Here is a 17,701-nt window from a genome sequence, read left to right on the forward strand (position 1 = left end):
GAACTGGAATATCTGTAACATTCTGGCCCATGCCTCCCACATCCGGACAGCTCCCTACGATGAAGTTCGGTTACTACACACCGAACTTCGACTTCTGCGGCGACGCCCGGGTCCTCGCCGGCCTGGCAGCGGACGCCGAAGCCGCCGGATGGGACGGGTTCTTCCTCTGGGACCATCTGCAATTCACCGAACCCGTTGTCGACCCGTGGATCGCGCTCGCCGCGATGGCATTGCGGACCGAACGAATCCGCCTCGGCACACTCGTCACCCCGGTCCCCCGACGACATCTTGGCAAACTGGCTCGCGAGATCATCACCCTCGACCAACTCTCCGGCGGACGCCTGACCCTGGGGGTCGGTGCCGGATACCCGTATCTCCCCGACTACGCCGCATTCGGCGACGGCAGCGACCCCAGGCAGCGGGCGGCAGCGCTCGACGAAGGTCTCGACGTCCTGGCTCAGTTGCTCAGCGGACAACCGGTGAACCACCACGGCGACCACCACGACATCGAATGCGCCGCATTCACACCGACAGTGCAGCAACCGCGGGTACCGATCTGGGTTGCTGCGTCGTGGCCCGCACGCAGCCCGCTCCGGCGCGCGGCCCGGTGGGACGGATTGGTCACCGCCGGCACGTACGGACTCGATGTCGCCCCGGAGGATGTCCGCAGCGCGGTCGACTACGTCGCCACCCATCGCACCGACGAGGGACCCTTCGACGTCATCAGATTCGGCACCACCGAGGGTCCGTCGGACAACGCCGTTGTCTCCGCGTGCCATACCGCCGGTGCAACCTGGTGGATCGAATCGAGCTTCACCGCGGGCGGTGGTCTCGAGGCCACCCGCCACCGGATCGCGCAGGGACCGCCCCGCCTCTGAACAGTCGGCCTCAGCCGATGGTGGCACCCGCGCGGACCGGATCGCGGACGTCGATACCCGCTTCGGTCCAGGCGCTGCGCAGGGCGTCGAGACCTTTCAACCGCACCCAGGCGGCCTCGTTGGCAGTGATCGGGATGGCACGGAAGAACATCACGTCTTCGAGGTCGCCGGGCAGCGGGCACGGCGCGACGACGTCGGCCTCCAACACCACGGCCGTGCAGTTCGAACCCTCCCAGAGCGGCTCGCCGAGGTCGATCAAACCGTCGGCGGTGAGCACAAGACCCTCGACCGCCGGTGCTGCCGCCAGCATCGCGACGCTGCGGTGGAGCCCTGGCAGCGGCGCCGAAGCGTACATCCGGACCACGATCTCCCCACGGGGCCCAACGGTGGGATCGACCAGCATCTGATCCGGTTCCCCCATCGGATGGCGGCTGCAACCCAGCGAGACGTAGGCGACCTCGACACCCCCGTCCCGAGCGCCCCCGGCTGCAGCAGGACTGCCGGTGAATCGCAGTACGTCAATCGATTCCAGACCCAAGAAGGTCACCGATGCCCGCTGGGGCTCGGAACCCGAGAATGCCTGCTGAAGGTGCGCCGACACCCGTTCGATCACCGACGATTCTGAATCATTCATTGCACTGCCCAGTAAAACACCACCATCTTCGGTATCCCGACGGCCCCACGAGGCTAGGGTCGGTGAGATGGCTGAAGGCGACGAAGTGGCTGGGTCCGGCGAAGTGGCTGAGTCCGGCGAAGTGGCTAGGGTCGGTGAAGTGGTACGTGTGCTCGCGGTCTCGGACGAAGTCGTCGACAGCCTCCAACATGGGGCGGCCGACGAACTCGCGCCTGACCTCATCATCGGTGCAGGCGACCTGCCCTTCGACTATCTCGAAAAGCTGATGATCCGGTTCGAGGCGCCCTGCGTCTTCGTGCCCGGTAACCACGACCGCGACCTGAGCGGTTACAAACGCACACGGAGCGGCTGGACCCGAGCCGGACTACCGACCACATACCCCGGTCCGCAGGGCGCGGTGAACGCCGACGGCCGGATCGTAACGGTCGCAGGACTGCGGATCGCCGGGCTCGGTGGCAGCATCCGCTACAGCGACGGACCCAACCAGTACCGCGAGGCCGCTGCACGTCAACGCGCCAACCGGCTTGCGCTGCAACGGTTCCGCTACCTTCTCACCCCCGGATCAGGTGGCGTCGACATCCTGCTGACCCACAGCCCGGCCCGCGGTATCGGGGATGCCGAGGACGGACCCCATCGCGGTTTCCGTTGCTACCTCCCACTGATCTATCGCCTGCGCCCACGACTGTTGGTACACGGACACATCCATCCCCACGGTCAGACGCCGATGGACCACACGATCTTGCACAAGAAACGAAGGCCTGGTGGGTCGCTGCGTTCGAGCACGATTTCCATGAACACCGTCGGATACAGCGTCTTCGACATCGAACCGGGCGGCGGCGAGATCACGGTCCAACGGAGGCGACATGGCTCGTGACACCGGGTTTCCCGGCCCCGACGCAGAAAACGACTTCAGCAGGCAACGTCGAAAAGCCGAACTGTCCCGGCTGTCGGCCTGGCTGACCCGCCAGCCTGCCGACGTCAACACGATATTGCCGTTCGACGAAGTTGTTGCCGCACTGGGCAAGACCGGTGAAACCTACCTCGGCCTTGTCGCCGTGGACGTCTCCACGATCGTCGGAAGCGTCGACCGTACCCGCGACTTCGATCGGTACTTCCGGCCGACGTCGGCCCGGATCCGGGAACGGTGGCAACGGCTCGCCGCCGCCCAACGCCGAGGTGAATCCGTGCCACCGGTCCAGCTCTACCGCATCGGCAAGATGCATTTTGTCATCGACGGTCATCATCGCGTCTCGATCGCGATCGCCCGGAAATTTAAAACGATCGACGCCTACGTCACCGAGATCCACACCCGAATATCCCCCGAGGGCATCAATGCCCGCTCCGACCTGATCATGAAGGATCACCGTCGGCTCTTCTTGTCCCGCGTCCCGTTGGAAGGCAAACAGCGCGAGGCGATCTCATTCGACGACCCCTTCGACTACGCCGAACTGGCCGAGAACGTCGAAGCATGGGGTTTTCGACTCAGTCAGGAAACGGGTACGTTCCTGCGGCGGGCCGAGGTTGCGCGCCGCTGGTTCGGAGAAGAGTTCCTACCGGTCGTCAGGATGGCACGGCGTGCTGACGTGCTGCCCGACATCGACAGCGACGCGGAACTGTACCTGTGGCTGGCGTGTGAGCGTTACCGCCTGGTGCGCAGACACGTGTGGGATGAGGAGATCATCGACGAACTCCTCACCCACTCGCGCCGTCGCCGCAAACTTCCCTGACCGCCTGCCTACAGGCTGAGGTTCGCGCCGCTGTGCTGGTCGAACACGAGGACCTTCGAGGTGTCGTAGAACAGTTCGGCCTGCTGCCCCTTGGCGATCGGCGACTCGGGTGAAAGCCGCGCGATCAACTGACCGCTGCCCATCTCCTGACCGGCATCGGCCGCGATCTCGGCCAGCGCGGCAGATGATGCCTGTCCGCCCTCGATGTTGAAGTACGCGTAGTTGTCCGAACCCATCGACTCGAGCACCGAGATCTTCGCGTCGAATGTCGCACCTCGCGACTTCGCAATCGCATCAACCAGATTCGCGTCCTCGAAATGTTCGGGCCGGATACCGATGAGTACCTCACCGTTGCTCTTGACGTGTTTGGCGTTGTCGAGGACCTTGCCCACGTCGACGGGTACGACCTCACCGATGGCGGTCTCGACGCCGGTCTGGGTCAATCGTCCCGGCAGGAAGTTCATCGACGGCGACCCGATGAATCCGGCCACGAACAGATTCGCCGGCAAATTGTAGAGCTCGGCAGGTGTCCCGATCTGCTGGACATTACCCGCACGCAGCACCACGACCCGGTCGCCGAGAGTCATGGCCTCGGTCTGGTCGTGGGTCACGTACACCGTCGTGGTGCCCAGACGCTGCTGGAGAACCGCGATCTCGGTCCGCATCTGCACGCGCAGCTTCGCGTCGAGGTTCGACAACGGCTCGTCCATCAGGAAGGCCTTGGGAGAACGGACAATAGCCCGGCCCATCGCCACGCGCTGGCGTTGACCACCGGACAGGTTCGACGGCTTGCGGTCCATGTACTGGCCGAGGTCGAGGATGCGCGCAGCTTCGTCGACCTTCTCCGTCACCTCGGCCTTGGACAGCTTTGCCAGGGTCAAGGGGAAGGCGATGTTCTGACGCACCGTCATGTGCGGATAGAGCGCGTAGGACTGGAACACCATGGCGATGTCGCGGTCCTTGGGCGCCTTCTCGTTGACCCGCTCGCCTGCGATGCGCAATTCCCCCGAAGAGATGTCCTCGAGGCCGGCGATCATGTTGAGCGTTGTCGACTTTCCGCAGCCGGAAGGGCCGACCAGGATGATGAACTCGCCGTCGGCGATGTTGATGTTCACATCGTTGACGGCCAGCGAACCGTCCGGGTACTTCTTGGTCACCTGGTCCAGCACGATATCGGCCATTGGTTATCCCTTCACAGCGCCGGAGGTCAGACCGGCAACGATTCGACGTTGGAACAGAAGGACAAAGATGATGATCGGGATCGTGATGACCACGGCCGCCGCCGCGATCGATCCCGTGGGTTCTTCGAATTGGCTGCTGCCGGTGAAGTTCGCGATCGCCACCGGAGCCGTGATCGATCTCTCTGTCGATGTCAACGAGATCGCCAGCAACAGATCGTTCCAGGCGAAGATGAAGACCAGGATCGCCGCGGTGACGATGCCCGGCGCGGCCAGAGGTGCGATGACCTTACGAAATGCCTGTGCCGGAGTGGCGCCGTCCATCTTCGCGGCCTTCTCCAGCTCCCAGGGAATTTCCCGGAAGAACGCCGACAACGTGTAGATCGCCAGTGGCAACGCAAAGGTGATGTACGGCAGGATCAAACCGGCCCAGGTGTCGAACAGTCCGAGGCGGCGTTCGATGTTGAACAACGGTGTCACCAGCGAGATCTGCGGGAACATCGCGATCAGCAGTGCCGCACCCACCAACGCCTTCTTGCCCGGGAAGTCCAGACGCGCAATGGCATAGGCGGCCATCGTGCCCAGTGCCACGGCGATCACCGTGGTGATCAACCCGATTCCGATCGAGTTGCGCAGCGCCGAGGTGAACGCACTGGTCTCGAAGATGCTGGTGTAGTTGTCCCACGTCCATTCGGTCGGGATGAAGTTGCCATCCTTCACCGAACCCGGTGGTTTGAACGACAGACTCATGATCCACAGGACCGGAATCAACGCGTAGACCAGCACGAGCAGGTTGACAACCGACCATCCGATACGGCGTCCCATCACATTGTTCATCGGTGCTACCGCCCCTCGTTGTCAGAGCCGGGCGCCGAGGCCCCGAACAACTTGATGAAGATGAAGGCGATGATCGCCACGCACAGGAAGATCAACACACTGATCGCGGAGCCGACTCCCAGGTTGAAGGCCTTGAATAGGTTGTCGTAGCCCAACATCGAGACCGAATAGGTGTTGTTGCTGCCTCTGGTCAGGATGTAGATGTTGTCGAACACGCGGAAGGCATCGAGCGTACGGAACAGCAGTGCCACCAGGATCGCGGGCTTCATCAGCGGAAGAATGATCCGCCACAACCGAGTCCAGGCACCGGCACCGTCCATCTGTGCTGCCTTGAGCAGGTCGTCCGGAACCAGCGCCAGTCCGGCCAGGAGCAGCAACGCCATGAAAGGTGTTGTCTTCCAGACCTCGGCGAGGATGATGATCGCCAGCGAGGGCCACTGCTCGGTGAGCGGGGCACTATCCTCCGGGAGAAGGTTGGCCAGGTAGCCCGTGCCCGGCGTCCAGGCGTAGTACCAGGAGAACGCCGCGACCACGGTCACGATGCCGTACGGGATCAAGACCACCGTGCGGATCGCGCCCCTGGCAAAAAGGGTGCGGTGCATGACAAGTGCGATCGCCATGCCGAGAACCAACTCGATGACGACCGACACCACGGTGATGAACAGCGTGATGCTCAGTGCCGTCCACCAGTAGCTGTCGGTCAGAACCGTGCCGTAGTTGGAGAACCAGATGAACTCGTCCTGACCGGGCGCCGACAGGCTCGCCTTCTGCAGACTGAGCCAGAAGGCGTACACGATCGGATAGCCGGTGACGAGGATCATCATGATCACCGCCGGGGTGATCAGCCAGAGGCCCAGCCGCCGCTCGGCCCGCTTGCCCTCACTCAGTGCGGGCTTCTTCTTTTTCTTGCTCGGTGCGGATTCTCTGTCCAGCGTTGCGGTCATGGGATCAATCCCTCCCCTTTGATGGCCTTGTCGACCTGCTCGGCGAGTATGTCGACCATCGGTTCCGGATCCCAGGAGCCGACCGGACTGAGCTTCGCGGTGATCAGCGTCGAAATCGCCTGGTAGTCAGGCGAGGCCGGCCGCAGCGCGGCAGAACCGGTCTCCAGTTGCGCCTTGATCGCGTCGCCCATCGGGTAGGCGGCCTGGAAGTCGGGGTCGCTGTAGATGGACTCGATCGTGGGAGGCGTGCCACCGCTGATCGAGTACAGCTTCTGTGACTGTTCGTCGGTCAGGCATTCAGCGGCCTTGAACGCCAACTCCTTTTGTTGCGAGGTATCGGCGACCGCGATGTTGACACCACCGAGTGTCACCCGCGACGGCTTGTCGGCTTCCACCCCGGGGTACCTGGTGAAGTCGAACTTGGTCTGCACCAGATCGTTGGCAGGCGCCAGGTCCGCATCGGCAGGCGGGTTGTCCGGGTCGGAGAACATCGGACCGAACTGCTGCTGCACCTCCTTGAGGAACGCGACGTCACCGGCCGCGGAGTTCGACCGCATCGACGGGAACACGAACGGCCAGTTGACCTCGAAGGTGGCCAGGCCGCTTTCCATCCCGAGCCGCGCCGACGACTCATCACTGTTGGTGATCGAGGGATCTCGGCCCGGCGCGGTGGCAACTGCTTTCAGCGTCTGCAGCGCCTTCAGCGTCGCGGCCCGGTGCTCAGGGGTGTCGTTGAGGGTCTGCTTGTCCGGGTTCTCCGGGTCGAGTACCTGTCCGCCTGCACTGACGAGAACCGAGTTGAACCACACCATCAGGCCCTCGTATTGCTTGCCCTGCACCATGATGTAGCTCGGCCCGCCTGCCTTGCGGATCTCTTCGTTCTCGACCAGCATCTGGTCCCACGTGGTGGGTGGGGTGGTCCGGTTCAGGTATTGCTGGAGAACGTCTTTCCGGTACCAGAGCAGCTGGGTGTTGGTCCAGGTGGGAATCGCGTAGAGACGCTTCTCGTTGTCGTCGTCGGTCTTCCACAGCGCGGTCTCGACCGGCCCACCGAGCGTGGTCTCGGTGATCTTGGCTGCCAGGTCATCCGGGACCGGTTCGATCCAGCCCGCATCGGCGAACTCAGCGGTCCACACCACATCCATGCCCATGAGGTCGAGGCCCTTGTCGTTGCCTGCGAGCCTGCGCGCCAACTGCAACCGCTGGTCGTCGGCGGCTTTCGGAAGGGCGAACGTCTTTATCTTGTATTCGCCATTGGAATTCGCGGTGCAGGTCGCGGCGGCCTCTTCGATGAATGAGGCACCATCCGCCGGTGCGTATATGTTGATCGTTCCCGCCGTGTAACCGGAACCGCAGGCACTGATCACCGGCAGCGCCACAGCGATTGCAGCGCACGACAATCCGAATTTCTTGAGTCCGCCGTATTTCTTCGGCCCCGAATCCTGGGACGCCGCTCCGTCAAAACCTGTGGACAATTCCCCGTCCACGGGGCGATCGCCTGTGCGCTTCACGCAGCCTCCTCGATGCGTCGGAGGTGCGCGCGGTCTTCCAAGCACACCTGAATGCCCAGCACTTACGTTATAGGCGTCAAATAGTGACGCGCAGCACTATGGACATAGTTGTACTAAGAAGTCATCACAGAGGGCAAGGCAACGCCATTCCGGGCGTGTCGCAGCGCCTTCGGCGTATCACGGTGGGGCCGCAGGCGTGTCGCGGCGCGCCGGTGGAAGTGTCGCGGCGCGCCGGTGGAGGTGTCGCGGCGCGCCGGTGGAGGTGTCGGGCTGCCTGCCGTATCGGGGTCAGGGCTGCAGGCGGGTCAACATGTCGCGGGCCCGTTCGGCGCTCTTCGGATCGCACAACACGTCATAGCGACCCGCGACCAACTGCATCGTGGACGCGAAATCCCGTTGTCCCCTGGTGGCCGCGTACGGGATCGATGTCGACACCACGCCGAAGATGACGCCGCCGACGAGGCCAATTATCAACGGCATCAACGGGTCTTCGACAACGATCCCCACCAGCAGACCGAAGAACAGACCCAGCCAGGCGCCGGAGACGATCCCACCGCCGATCACCTTGCCCCAGGTCAGTCGCCCCAGCACCCGTTCGACCTGCATGAGGTCCACACCGACGATGGTGACGTCCTGCACCTCGAAGTTCTCGTCGGCCAGGAAGTCGACTGCGCGTTGTGCTTCCGCGTAGGTCGTGTACGAACCGATCGGCCACCCCTTGGGCGGTGTGGGCAGGCCTGGTCGTGGGTTTGGTCGCATCGGATTACTCATCGTCACCGTGTCCTCGGGTTAGCTGCTCGGGTCTCGCGCTCGTCGGGCCGAGTACTGCTTCAGTCCTTCGTGGACGCGTCGGCCGGTGTCCGGGTCATGCCCGCGGCCCGCCCCTTGGCGGCGATCACCTCGGCCATCTTCCGGCTCGCCTCGTCTATCATCTCACCTTCGAAACGGACCGCACCGCGCTCGCCGCCTTCGGCCGACGTGGCATGCGCGTACGCGTCGAGGAGGTTCTCAGCGGTGTCGTAGTCGGATTGGCGTGGCGTGAAGACCTCGTTGGCGATGTCGATCTGACTCGGATGAACCACCCACTTGCCGTCGTAGCCGAGCGCCGCGGACGCCTCGGCGACCGCCCGGAACCCCTGCGCATCATCAATTTTCAGGTAGGGACCGTCGATGGCCGTCAGACCGTGTGCACGGGCGGCGACCAGGATGGTCATCAACACGTGATGGTGCGCGTCGCCATGGACGTAGCCCTGCGGTTGCTCTCCGACCGCCATACCGCGCATACCCAAGCTGGCCATCATGTCGGCGGGACCGAGCACCAATGAACGCAATCGGTCACTCGCCGAGGCGATTTCGTTGATGGCAGCCAAACCCTGCGCATTCTCGATCTGCGCCTGCACGCCGATCTGGCCGACCGGCAGCCCCGAATTGATCTCGAGCTGGCGCAGCACCATGTCCAGTGCGGTCACCTGCGCGGCCGACGTCACCTTGGGAAGCAATATCGAATCCAGATGTGCACCGGCACCCCGCACCACGGTCACCACGTCATCGAGGGTCCACGGCGTGGTCCAGTCGTTGACCCGGACGACCCGGGCCTGCCCGGCCCAATCAACAGCCGCGAGCGCGGTGACGACCGCGGCCCGACCGGCCGCCTTCGCTCCGGGGGCCACTGCATCCTCGAGGTCGAGGAATATCTCGTCGGCAGGCAGGCCGCGGGCTTTCTCCAGCATCCGCGAACTGCTGGCGGGTACGGCGAGAATGGACCGGCGAGCGGCGGCGTGCATGTGACTCCTCGTGACGATGGTGTGGCGTTCGGTCATCTACTTGCGACAAGTACTCGGCAGGATCACACCCGGGTGTTCGAACCGGCTGCTCGATGCGAACAAATCCGATTCTGCCCGTATTTGATTCTGACCATGTCTGATTCTGCCCGGCCCTGATATTCGCGATGGACGTGGCCGTACCGATGGCGCTGCCAAGCAGGGCGAAGGTGCCCAACTACCCTTACAGCCATGGCAGCGGTGAGCAAGGCATTCGTGGCCAGGCTGGCCGGTCTGGCGGTGATCGGACCAGATGGCGAATCCATCGGTCGGGTCCGCGACGTGGTGGTCTCGATCAGGTTCGGTACCGGGCAACCCCGCGTTCTGGGTCTGGCAGTCGAGTTGACCACCCGGCGTCGCATTTTCGTACCGATGCCGCGGGTCACCGCCATCGAACCCAACTCCGTGACACTCAACACCGGAACCGTGAGCCTGCGCCGGCTCATCATCCGTCCGGGCGAAGCGCTCGTCCTCGGTCAGATCGTCGAATCGCGTGTGCGCGTTGATGATCCGGATCTCGAGCACCTGCACGGCGAAGACCTGACGGTCGTCGACCTGGCGATCGAGCGACGACGCACCCGGGACTGGGTGATCTCCCGGGTGGCCGTCCGTGGCGCCCGCACCCGACTCGGCCGACGCGGTGAGACGCATGTGGTCGAGTGGAACCACGTGCTCGGCCTGACACAGAGCGCACTGGCGTTGCCCGGGCAGGGCGTGGCCCAGATCCTGTCGCAGTTCGAGGGCATGCGGGCCGCCGATGTTGCCCACGCGCTGCGCGAACTGCCCGCCAAACGTCGACTGGAGATCGCTTCGGCCCTGGACGACGAGCGACTGGCCGACGTCGTCCAGGAACTCCCCTCGGACGACCAGACCGAATTGCTCAGCCACATGAAGGTCGAACGCGCCGCCGACGTCCTCGAGGCCATGGACCCCGACGACGCGGCCGATCTGCTCGGTGAACTCCCCGACATCGAGGCCGAGGCGTTGCTGCAGTTGATGGATCCCCAGGAGTCCGAGCCGGTGCGCCGACTCATGCGGCACTCGCCCGACACCGCAGGCGGCATGATGACCACCGAACCACTGGTGGTCACCGCCTCGACGACAATCGCCGAGGCCCTGGCCCGGGCCCGCGACCCCGATCTCACACCCGCTTCGGCGTCCCTCACATTTGTGGTGCGGCCACCGACCTCCACACCGACCGGCAAATACCTCGGCTGTGTCCACATCCAGGCCCTGTTGCGGGAACCGCCGGCAAATCTCGTCGGCGGCATCCTCGACGACCGGCTCCCCTGCCTCGGATCCGAGGATTCCCTGGAGAGGGTGACCCGCTATTTCGCCACCTACAACCTCGTCTGCGGACCGGTTCTCGACAGCGACGGACACCTCATCGGGGCGGTGACGGTGGACGATCTCCTCGATCATCTATTGCCCGAGGACTGGCGCGAGACCGAGGCCGATGACGAGCTCGACGACGACGCCACCACCGAAAGGATGCGGTGATGAGTTCAAATGGGTCCGAGTCGCGCGTGAAAGACCGTGCAGAAAAACAGAGTGCGCGTTCGGCACGACGCCTGGACACTCCCGGCGAACGGCGCCGGTGGAGTCTCAATCTCGATTCGGACGTGGTCGGCGTCTACAGCGAACGCGTCGCGCGTTTTCTTGGCACCGGGCGCTATCTGGCCATCCAGACGATTCTCGTCATCGTCTGGATCTTCCTGAATCTCGCGGTCGTCACGCTGCAGTGGGATCCGTACCCGTTCATCCTGCTCAACCTGGCGTTCTCCACCCAGGCCGCCTATGCCGCACCGCTGATCCTGTTGGCCCAGAACCGCCAGGAGAACCGGGACAAGGTCTCGCTCGAGGAAGACCGGGTGCGCGCCGAGCAGACCAAGGCCGACACCGAATTCCTGGCACGGGAGCTGGCCGCGGTCCGGCTCGCGGTCGGCGACACCGTCACCCGCGACTATCTGCGCCGCGAGCTGGACGATCTGCTGACCGAATTGTCCGAGCGGATTCTCGGCGACCACGCCAAGGCCGAGGAGTCCACGAAACCAGGTGCCTCGCATTCCGATTGACGCCCCCGACGCGGGCACACCCGTCGCAGGATCGCCAATCGTTGCTTATCTGTGACTAATCCATTTCTCCATGCACGCTGGTAACAAAAATGTATCGTGGGTCACATTCGCCCGGGCCATTCCGGGCGTCGGGGAGATGAACCAGGAGCGCTCGCGTGCGGTGGTGTCGAGTTCAGATGCTGACCGGTTGTGCGGTCATCGGTGTCGGGGTACTGGCTGCGGTCACCTCGAGTGCACAAATCGGTCCGGCGCCGGAGCTGACCGCCAACACCGAGGTGGACGACGTCGTCGTCGCAGCACCCGAGATCCTGCCCGCGACGGCTCGTCCCGAGCTCGCCTTCACGCCGCCGCCGCCGCCGCGCGAGGTCCCCTCGGTACCCGCCGCGACCGTGTCCCAGCGCGTGCCCGCGACATTGCTCCCGGCCGGACCGCTCGGGATCCCGGGGATCGTCCTGCACGCCTACAAACTCGCCGAACAACGCGTCGGCGCCGAGACCCCGCAGTGCAAACTGCCGTGGTTCCTGCTCGCAGCGATCGGCCGGATCGAATCCGGGCATGCCGGGGGCGGCAACGTCGATAGTTCCGGCACCACGCTCACCACGATCGCCGGGCCCGTGCTCAACGGCACGGTGGCAGGCAATGCCGTGATCACCGACACCGACGGCGGGCGCCTGGACGGCGACATCAAACACGACCGGGCGATGGGTCCGATGCAGTTCATCCCGTCGACCTGGGCCGCGTGGGGCTCCGATGCCAACGGCGACGGCATCGTGAATCCGAACAACATCTTCGACGCCACCTACTCCGCAGGCCGGTATCTCTGTTCCGGGGTCACCGACATCATGTCGGAGAAGGTCCGGGTCGGCGCGGTTCTGCGGTACAACAATTCGATGGAGTACGTGGCCAACGTCCTGTCCTGGGCCACCGGTTACGCCACCAACGCCGCACCCACCGAAACCGGCCCACTCCCGGATCCGCGACCGTCGAGCCCGAGTTCGTCGTCGTCCTCCTCGTCTTCCTCGTCCTCCAGCAGCACCAGTCCATCGAGCAGCCCGGGTGAGAGTTCTTCGTCGAGCTCGTCGCCATCACCCACACCGGGGCCCTGCGTGATCGTCTGCCTCCCACCGGAAGTGCAGTCACTACTGCCGACACTGCCACCGCGGTGAACAGATCCGGGCCCGCCAGGGCCTTCTCGACCCGGCCGAATCCGGCGAGTTTCGGTGCGCGCGTAAACTGATCGCCTGATGACACAAGCAACATTGCCGACCGAGTCAGCCATTCGCGCAGCTCTGGCCAAAGTGAACGATCCCGAGATCGGTAAACCCATCACCGACCTCGGCATGGTGAAGTCGATTTCGATCGCCGACGACGCAAACGTGGCCATCGAGATCTACCTGACCACGTCCGCCTGTCCGTTACGCACCGAGATCACGCAGCGTGTGAGCACCGCCGCCGCCGACGTCCCCGGTGTGGGAACGGTGTCCGTCGAACTCGACGTGATGAACGACGAACAGCGCACCGAACTGCGCAAGAACCTGCGTGGTGACCGCGCCGAGCCGATCATCCCGTTCGCCCAGCCCGGTTCGCTGACGCGCGTGTACGCAGTGGCGTCCGGTAAGGGCGGCGTCGGCAAATCCAGCATCACCGTCAATCTCGCTGCGGCACTGGCCGAACGTGGATTGAAAGTCGGAGTGCTCGACGCCGACATCTACGGCCACTCGGTGCCCCGCATGCTGGGCAACGACGCCAAGCCGACGCAGGTCGAGAAGATGATCATGCCGCCGATCAGCCACAACGTGAAGTTCATCTCGATTGCCCAGTTCACCAGCGGCAACACCCCCGTCGTCTGGCGCGGGCCGATGCTGCACCGGGCATTGCAGCAGTTCCTGGCCGACGTGTTCTGGGGTGACCTCGACATCCTGCTGCTCGACCTTCCGCCTGGCACCGGCGACGTGGCGATCTCGGTGGCACAGCTGATCCCGGGCGCCGAGATCCTGGTGGTCACCACACCGCAACAGGCAGCTGCCGAAGTTGCCGAGCGCGCCGGTGCCATCGCACTTCAGACCCGCCAGAAGATCTTGGGTGTGGTGGAGAACATGTCGTGGATGGAGCTTCCCGACGGAACCCGGATGGAGCCGTTCGGTTCCGGTGGCGGCGCCAAGGTCGCCGAGCGACTCACTGTCGCGGTCGGCGCCGAAGTGCCCTTGCTTGGCCAGATTCCGCTCGATCCCGCACTCCGCGAAGGCGGCGACGACGGTATGCCACTGGTCCTCTCGGCCCCGGATTCCGCTGCCGGCGCCGCCCTTCGAGCGGTGGCCGACAAACTGGCCGTCCGCAAACGCGGTCTGGCCGGTATGAACCTCGGTATCGACACGGCCCGCAGCGCAGCCAAACCGCTGCTCTGATCAGGACTCCGTGGCACGGGTCATCGGCGGAGCAGCAATTCGATTCCGTCGATGATCCGCGCCAGGCCGAAGTCGAACGACCGGTCCGCATCACCTATTGATTCGTACGCTTCGCCTGCGGCCTGCCCCACCCGCCTCGATATCGGGTAGTCGCTGCCCGCCATCAGTCGCTCGAGGACGGGCGCGTTGATCTCCCACCACTGAAGGTCGGTCATACCCGATTCGGTGCGCGCACCGGCCGCTTCGATGGACGCGCGGGCCGAACTCTCGGCAAACCCGGTCACCACCGCGATCGTGTTGTCCATCTCCAAGTCGTCGAGACCGACACCCTCGATCGCCTGGAGCTGCCACTCGAAGCGCGCTGACCCGTTGGGCCCGATCCACGGCCTGGCCTTCTGAGCGTGCAAAAGCCATGGGTGCCGGTGGTATTCATCCCACGATCGCCGGGCGACCGCAATCAACCGATCCCGTAGGTCACCGGTGTGCTCCGGGTAATCGACCTCGCCTACGACTTCGTCGACCATCAATCCCACGAGTTCGTTCTTGCCCGGCACATAGGTGTAGATCGACATCGCACCGAGTCCGAGCCGCTGGGCCACCTTCCGCATCGACAATGCAGCCAGCCCCTCCTCATCGGCCAACGCGATCGCTGCCACGATCACCTCGTCGACACTGACCCGTTGCCTCGGTCCGCGGGAGCCCTGTGGTCGCCCGGCCTGCTGGCGCCAGAGCAGCTCCAGAGTCCGGTCCACCTGCGGTGGGCTCTGCGCATCATCCATCTGGCCACACTATCCCGTGGGGTGTACGGCGAAACTCAGTCGTGTTGGCCCAGAAACCGCACGGTGCCAAAGCGAAAGTCGGGCTCTAGGTAGCGTCGTCCCAGCGATTCACACCAGTGGCGTCGGTGGCGGGAGCGGGAGCCGCGGTGACGGACTTGGACAGCGACGGCGGCGCCGGCTTGTCGACCGCACCGGGCGAAAGGACCTTGGAGTTCTCGTCGGTGGTCGGCAACGGTTGGGACACCGGCTTGACCTTGGTTTGCGCGTCGAAGTTGCCGGTGAAGAACGAGTCGTCGCCGTCCAGGAGATGCTTGGTGATGACCTTGCGGGGACTCATCCCCCGCAGCTCGTTGAGCTCGGCCAGCGGCTTGCGCAGATCTTCGAAATCGGCGCCGAGGTCTTCTTTGAGCTGGCTCGTGGCACCGGTGGCGTAGTCGCGGGCCTGCCGCACCGACTTCAGAGTCCACTTCAGCGCATCGGGCAACCGCTCGGGACCGAGGATCACCAGACCCGCGATCATCAAGATCAGGATTTCGCCCCACCCAACGCTGCTGAACACTGTTCCAGATTACTGGTAAGTGAGCCGCTGTCGAATCGACCGGACGATCTGACAGGAACCTCCCAGACAACCCCTCGCGTCGGAGGCGCAAACGAGGGTCAGTCAGAGGCCGGGGTCACGGTTCCTTCGAAGGTCCGGCCCTCACGCCAGTATTCGAACTTCACCGGCTTTCCGATGTCGGCTGTGCGAACGGCCACCGTCAGTTCGTCGGCGTCGTCGGTCATCCGGCCGTCGAACTTGGTGATCACATCGCCTTCACGGATCCCCGCCTGCGCCGCGGGTGAACCCTCGACGACGTTGCGGATCTGGGCACCGAGCACCTGGTCGTTACGGACCGAACTCGCGTTCACACCGATCTGCGCGTGGACCACCCGTCCGTCATTGATCAGCGCCTGCGCGACCGGCAGGAACTCGTTGACCGGAATCGCGAACCCGAGGCCGATCGAACCGCCGTTCGGCGCGAGGCCCGCGGTGTTGATGCCGATGACACGACCCTGATCGTCGACCAGCGGACCACCCGAGTTGCCGGGGTTGATGGCCGCGTCGGTCTGGATGGCGTCGATCACCGCGTCGGTGTCGGATGTCTCGTCCGGACGCAGTGGCACGGCACGATCGATCGCACTGACGATTCCGCTGGTGACCGTGCGATCCAGGCCCAGGGGCGCTCCGAACGCCACCACTTCTTCGCCGATCTGGAGTTTGTCCGAGTCGCCCAACTTCGCGACGGTGAGATTGTCGACGTTGTCGACCTTCAGAACCGCGAGGTCGGTGCGGATGTCGCGGCCGACGATCCGAGCCGGTACGCGGGTGCCGTCGGAGAAGACCACTTCGAGTTTTGCGCTGTTGTCGTTGGCCGCCATCGAGATCACGTGGTTGTTCGTGACGATGTAACCCTCGTCGTCGATGACGACACCGGATCCGGTACCGCCCCCGTTGGGCAGTCGGACGTCGACCATGACCACCGACTTCTCGACGGCCTCGGCCACGCGGGCGACCTGACTGCGGGGTTCGGCCTCGTTGTCGTCGTCGCTGCCGGACAAACTCACGGTGTCCGAGTGCAGTGGTGAGGTGACCTCTGCGGTCAGCCGGCCGATCAGGCCTCCGACCACGCCGACCAGCACTGCGATGACCGCCAGCACAGCCAGGGCCTGCCAGCTGACCTTCCGGTCGAAGAGCACTTCGCGGACACCGAGCTTCGGCCCTGGTGTCGTCGGTGCCGGTGGCACCTCGGTCTCGACGGCCGGTGCGCTCAGGCTGGCGGCGGCATCGGGATCGCGCCACGGATCCTCGGGTGCAGGAGCCAGCTCGACATCACGGGATTCTTCATCCGGATCTCGCTGCAGGCTGTCTGCACCGTCGGGACGGGAAAACGCCTCGCGCAACACAGGATCGGGATTCGACAGGACCGGTTGCGGCGCTCGCGTGGGAGCGGACCCCGAGGGCGCAAATGCGCCGTCTACGCCGTCCGGACGCCCGAAGACGGCGGCAGTCTGTGGCGGCACGGGTGGGCGCTCATTCGGCCGCGGGCCCAATCGAGGGGCCTCGCCGACGTCGCGTGGTTCGGAAGGAGGTGTGGCGCCGAGGCCGTACTTGTCAGTATCGGTCACCGGCCCGCCCGGTCATCCGGTCTCATGAAAAACTCGAACCCCTCGCTCGCGGCTATTCGGTCGCAGATCAACCGGCACCGCCGATCAATCCTCACCGAGGCTACCCGGCTGCCGGTACAAAACAATTGCGGTGCTGCCGCGGACACCGATTGCGGCATTGCCGCGGACACGGTTTCTCAGCGGTTGCGTCGACGCTGGTCCCGATGTACCGGTGAGGCGGGTGCATCGAGCAGGGATTCGTCAGGGTCGACTTGCGCCGGATTGCCTGCGGTCGCGCGCAGGTCGATCTCACGAGTGGGGATCTGGTTGAGTGCGCCCAGCAGTCCCGCGGGCATGACGATCTCTCCGGAGCGTCGCAGTGCCGCGCGCGCTGAGCTCTGCGCATCGACCTCGGCGCGGCATTGCACGCACAACTCGAGGTGCTGTGAAGCACGCATGTAGGCATTCATCCGGAGCTCGCCGTCCACATACGCGGCCACAGCTTCGGTAGCGAGATGCTCGGTGGACAGGAATCGGCGTCCGCCGACGCTGCCGGGTGCTCGATAATTCTTGTTTGCCGAGACCATCGACGACGCCGGGAACCATCCCAGCGCCCGTCGCCGGTTCCGCATTGCTGCGGGCCGATCTCCGCTGCCTGTCGGTTCGGCGCCGTTCGAATCTGCGGGGCCGGAGTCATCGGGTGTGCGTTCACTCACCGCATTCACTCCTTCCTCTTACGTGCCCACCGGGATCCTCGTGGTAGAGGAC

General features: G+C 64.6%; 18 protein-coding genes. 7 read left to right on the forward strand and 11 right to left on the reverse strand.

Annotation, left to right across the window (positions count from 1 at the left end):
* Window positions 1-29: 29 nt before the first annotated feature.
* Window positions 30-878, forward strand: a complete 849-nt coding sequence (locus tag AC1D75_RS23455) for an LLM class flavin-dependent oxidoreductase (RefSeq protein WP_495517750.1) — start codon at window positions 30-32, stop codon at window positions 876-878.
* Between the two features lie 10 nt (window positions 879-888).
* Here the strand turns inward: AC1D75_RS23455 and AC1D75_RS23460 are convergent, their stop codons facing one another.
* On the reverse strand, window positions 889-1,512 hold the full coding sequence (locus AC1D75_RS23460; protein ID WP_495517751.1) for a suppressor of fused domain protein: 624 nt from the start codon (window positions 1,510-1,512) through the stop codon (window positions 889-891).
* Window positions 1,513-1,651: 139 nt separating this feature from the next.
* Between AC1D75_RS23460 and AC1D75_RS23465 the strand changes: the two genes are divergently transcribed.
* The gene (locus AC1D75_RS23465; RefSeq protein ID WP_495518390.1) at window positions 1,652-2,386 is read left to right on the forward strand and encodes a metallophosphoesterase family protein; all 735 of its coding nucleotides are present in this window, start codon (window positions 1,652-1,654) and stop codon (window positions 2,384-2,386) included.
* A complete protein-coding gene (locus AC1D75_RS23470; RefSeq protein ID WP_495517752.1) occupies window positions 2,376-3,239 on the forward strand; it encodes a chromosome partitioning protein ParB in 864 nt (287 codons plus the stop codon). Before AC1D75_RS23465 ends, AC1D75_RS23470 begins: the two co-directional genes overlap by 11 nt.
* An 8-nt stretch (window positions 3,240-3,247) precedes the next feature.
* On the opposite strand, the gene AC1D75_RS23475 is transcribed toward AC1D75_RS23470, so the two are convergent.
* The 6 genes from AC1D75_RS23475 to AC1D75_RS23500 form a co-directional block, all read right to left on the reverse strand.
* Complete coding sequence (locus tag AC1D75_RS23475; protein ID WP_495517753.1) at window positions 3,248-4,420, reverse strand: ABC transporter ATP-binding protein; 1,173 nt, start codon at window positions 4,418-4,420, stop codon at window positions 3,248-3,250.
* Between the two features lie 3 nt (window positions 4,421-4,423).
* The gene (locus AC1D75_RS23480; protein WP_495517754.1) at window positions 4,424-5,254 is read right to left on the reverse strand and encodes a carbohydrate ABC transporter permease; all 831 of its coding nucleotides are present in this window, start codon (window positions 5,252-5,254) and stop codon (window positions 4,424-4,426) included.
* Between the two features lie 5 nt (window positions 5,255-5,259).
* A complete protein-coding gene (locus AC1D75_RS23485; protein ID WP_495518391.1) occupies window positions 5,260-6,207 on the reverse strand; it encodes a carbohydrate ABC transporter permease in 948 nt (315 codons plus the stop codon).
* Entirely contained in the window at window positions 6,195-7,709 is a 1,515-nt protein-coding gene (locus AC1D75_RS23490; RefSeq protein ID WP_495517755.1) for an extracellular solute-binding protein, read from the reverse strand. The genes AC1D75_RS23485 and AC1D75_RS23490 overlap by 13 nt, the downstream gene beginning before the upstream one ends.
* 288 nt (window positions 7,710-7,997) lie before the next feature.
* The gene (locus tag AC1D75_RS23495; RefSeq protein WP_495517756.1) at window positions 7,998-8,480 is read right to left on the reverse strand and encodes a YflT domain-containing protein; all 483 of its coding nucleotides are present in this window, start codon (window positions 8,478-8,480) and stop codon (window positions 7,998-8,000) included.
* Between the two features lie 59 nt (window positions 8,481-8,539).
* The gene (locus AC1D75_RS23500) at window positions 8,540-9,493 is read right to left on the reverse strand and encodes an HpcH/HpaI aldolase/citrate lyase family protein (RefSeq protein WP_495518392.1); all 954 of its coding nucleotides are present in this window, start codon (window positions 9,491-9,493) and stop codon (window positions 8,540-8,542) included.
* 228 nt (window positions 9,494-9,721) lie between these two features.
* Here AC1D75_RS23500 and AC1D75_RS23505 point away from each other — a divergent pair, with 228 nt between their 5' ends.
* From AC1D75_RS23505 to AC1D75_RS23520, 4 genes are all read left to right on the forward strand, one after another.
* Window positions 9,722-11,029 (forward strand): magnesium transporter MgtE N-terminal domain-containing protein, encoded by a 1,308-nt coding sequence (locus tag AC1D75_RS23505; RefSeq protein ID WP_495517757.1) that lies wholly within the window; start codon window positions 9,722-9,724, stop codon window positions 11,027-11,029.
* Window positions 11,029-11,604, forward strand: coding sequence for a DUF1003 domain-containing protein (locus AC1D75_RS23510; RefSeq protein WP_495517758.1), 576 nt, complete (start codon window positions 11,029-11,031; stop codon window positions 11,602-11,604). Before AC1D75_RS23505 ends, AC1D75_RS23510 begins: the two co-directional genes overlap by 1 nt.
* A 176-nt stretch (window positions 11,605-11,780) precedes the next feature.
* Window positions 11,781-12,770 carry a lytic transglycosylase domain-containing protein gene (locus AC1D75_RS23515; RefSeq protein ID WP_495517759.1) on the forward strand — a complete coding sequence of 330 codons (990 nt, stop codon included), beginning with the start codon at window positions 11,781-11,783 and terminating at the stop codon, window positions 12,768-12,770.
* Window positions 12,771-12,848: 78 nt separating this feature from the next.
* Window positions 12,849-14,009: an Mrp/NBP35 family ATP-binding protein gene (locus tag AC1D75_RS23520; protein WP_495517760.1), complete on the forward strand. Its 1,161-nt coding sequence runs from the start codon at window positions 12,849-12,851 to the stop codon at window positions 14,007-14,009.
* Between the two features lie 20 nt (window positions 14,010-14,029).
* On the opposite strand, the gene AC1D75_RS23525 is transcribed toward AC1D75_RS23520, so the two are convergent.
* The 4 genes from AC1D75_RS23525 to AC1D75_RS23540 form a co-directional block, all read right to left on the reverse strand.
* Window positions 14,030-14,788 (reverse strand): TetR/AcrR family transcriptional regulator, encoded by a 759-nt coding sequence (locus AC1D75_RS23525; protein ID WP_495517761.1) that lies wholly within the window; start codon window positions 14,786-14,788, stop codon window positions 14,030-14,032.
* 85 nt (window positions 14,789-14,873) lie between these two features.
* A complete protein-coding gene (gene tatB / locus AC1D75_RS23530; protein WP_495517762.1) occupies window positions 14,874-15,347 on the reverse strand; it encodes a Sec-independent protein translocase protein TatB in 474 nt (157 codons plus the stop codon).
* A gap of 98 nt (window positions 15,348-15,445) precedes the next feature.
* Entirely contained in the window at window positions 15,446-16,954 is a 1,509-nt protein-coding gene (locus AC1D75_RS23535; RefSeq protein WP_495517763.1) for a S1C family serine protease, read from the reverse strand.
* Window positions 16,955-17,130: 176 nt separating this feature from the next.
* Window positions 17,131-17,649, reverse strand: a complete 519-nt coding sequence (locus AC1D75_RS23540) for a hypothetical protein (RefSeq protein WP_495517764.1) — start codon at window positions 17,647-17,649, stop codon at window positions 17,131-17,133.
* Between the last annotated feature and the right edge of the window lie 52 nt (window positions 17,650-17,701).

This window comes from Williamsia sp. Y712 (assembly GCF_059445525.1).

What these genes read in the sequence shown, in the direction of transcription:
- AC1D75_RS23455 (WP_495517750.1), top strand. Translation starts at nt 30, where the DNA reads ATGCCTCCCACATCCGGACAGCTCCCTACGATGAAGTTCGGTTACTAC.
- AC1D75_RS23460 (WP_495517751.1), bottom strand. Translation starts at nt 1,512, where the DNA reads ATGAATGATTCAGAATCGTCGGTGATCGAACGGGTGTCGGCGCACCTT.
- AC1D75_RS23470 (WP_495517752.1), top strand. Translation starts at nt 2,376, where the DNA reads ATGGCTCGTGACACCGGGTTTCCCGGCCCCGACGCAGAAAACGACTTC.
- AC1D75_RS23475 (WP_495517753.1), bottom strand. Translation starts at nt 4,420, where the DNA reads ATGGCCGATATCGTGCTGGACCAGGTGACCAAGAAGTACCCGGACGGT.
- AC1D75_RS23480 (WP_495517754.1), bottom strand. Translation starts at nt 5,254, where the DNA reads ATGAACAATGTGATGGGACGCCGTATCGGATGGTCGGTTGTCAACCTG.
- AC1D75_RS23495 (WP_495517756.1), bottom strand. Translation starts at nt 8,480, where the DNA reads ATGAGTAATCCGATGCGACCAAACCCACGACCAGGCCTGCCCACACCG.
- AC1D75_RS23500 (WP_495518392.1), bottom strand. Translation starts at nt 9,493, where the DNA reads ATGCACGCCGCCGCTCGCCGGTCCATTCTCGCCGTACCCGCCAGCAGT.
- AC1D75_RS23505 (WP_495517757.1), top strand. Translation starts at nt 9,722, where the DNA reads ATGGCAGCGGTGAGCAAGGCATTCGTGGCCAGGCTGGCCGGTCTGGCG.
- AC1D75_RS23510 (WP_495517758.1), top strand. Translation starts at nt 11,029, where the DNA reads ATGAGTTCAAATGGGTCCGAGTCGCGCGTGAAAGACCGTGCAGAAAAA.
- AC1D75_RS23515 (WP_495517759.1), top strand. Translation starts at nt 11,781, where the DNA reads ATGCTGACCGGTTGTGCGGTCATCGGTGTCGGGGTACTGGCTGCGGTC.
- AC1D75_RS23520 (WP_495517760.1), top strand. Translation starts at nt 12,849, where the DNA reads ATGACACAAGCAACATTGCCGACCGAGTCAGCCATTCGCGCAGCTCTG.
- AC1D75_RS23525 (WP_495517761.1), bottom strand. Translation starts at nt 14,788, where the DNA reads ATGGATGATGCGCAGAGCCCACCGCAGGTGGACCGGACTCTGGAGCTG.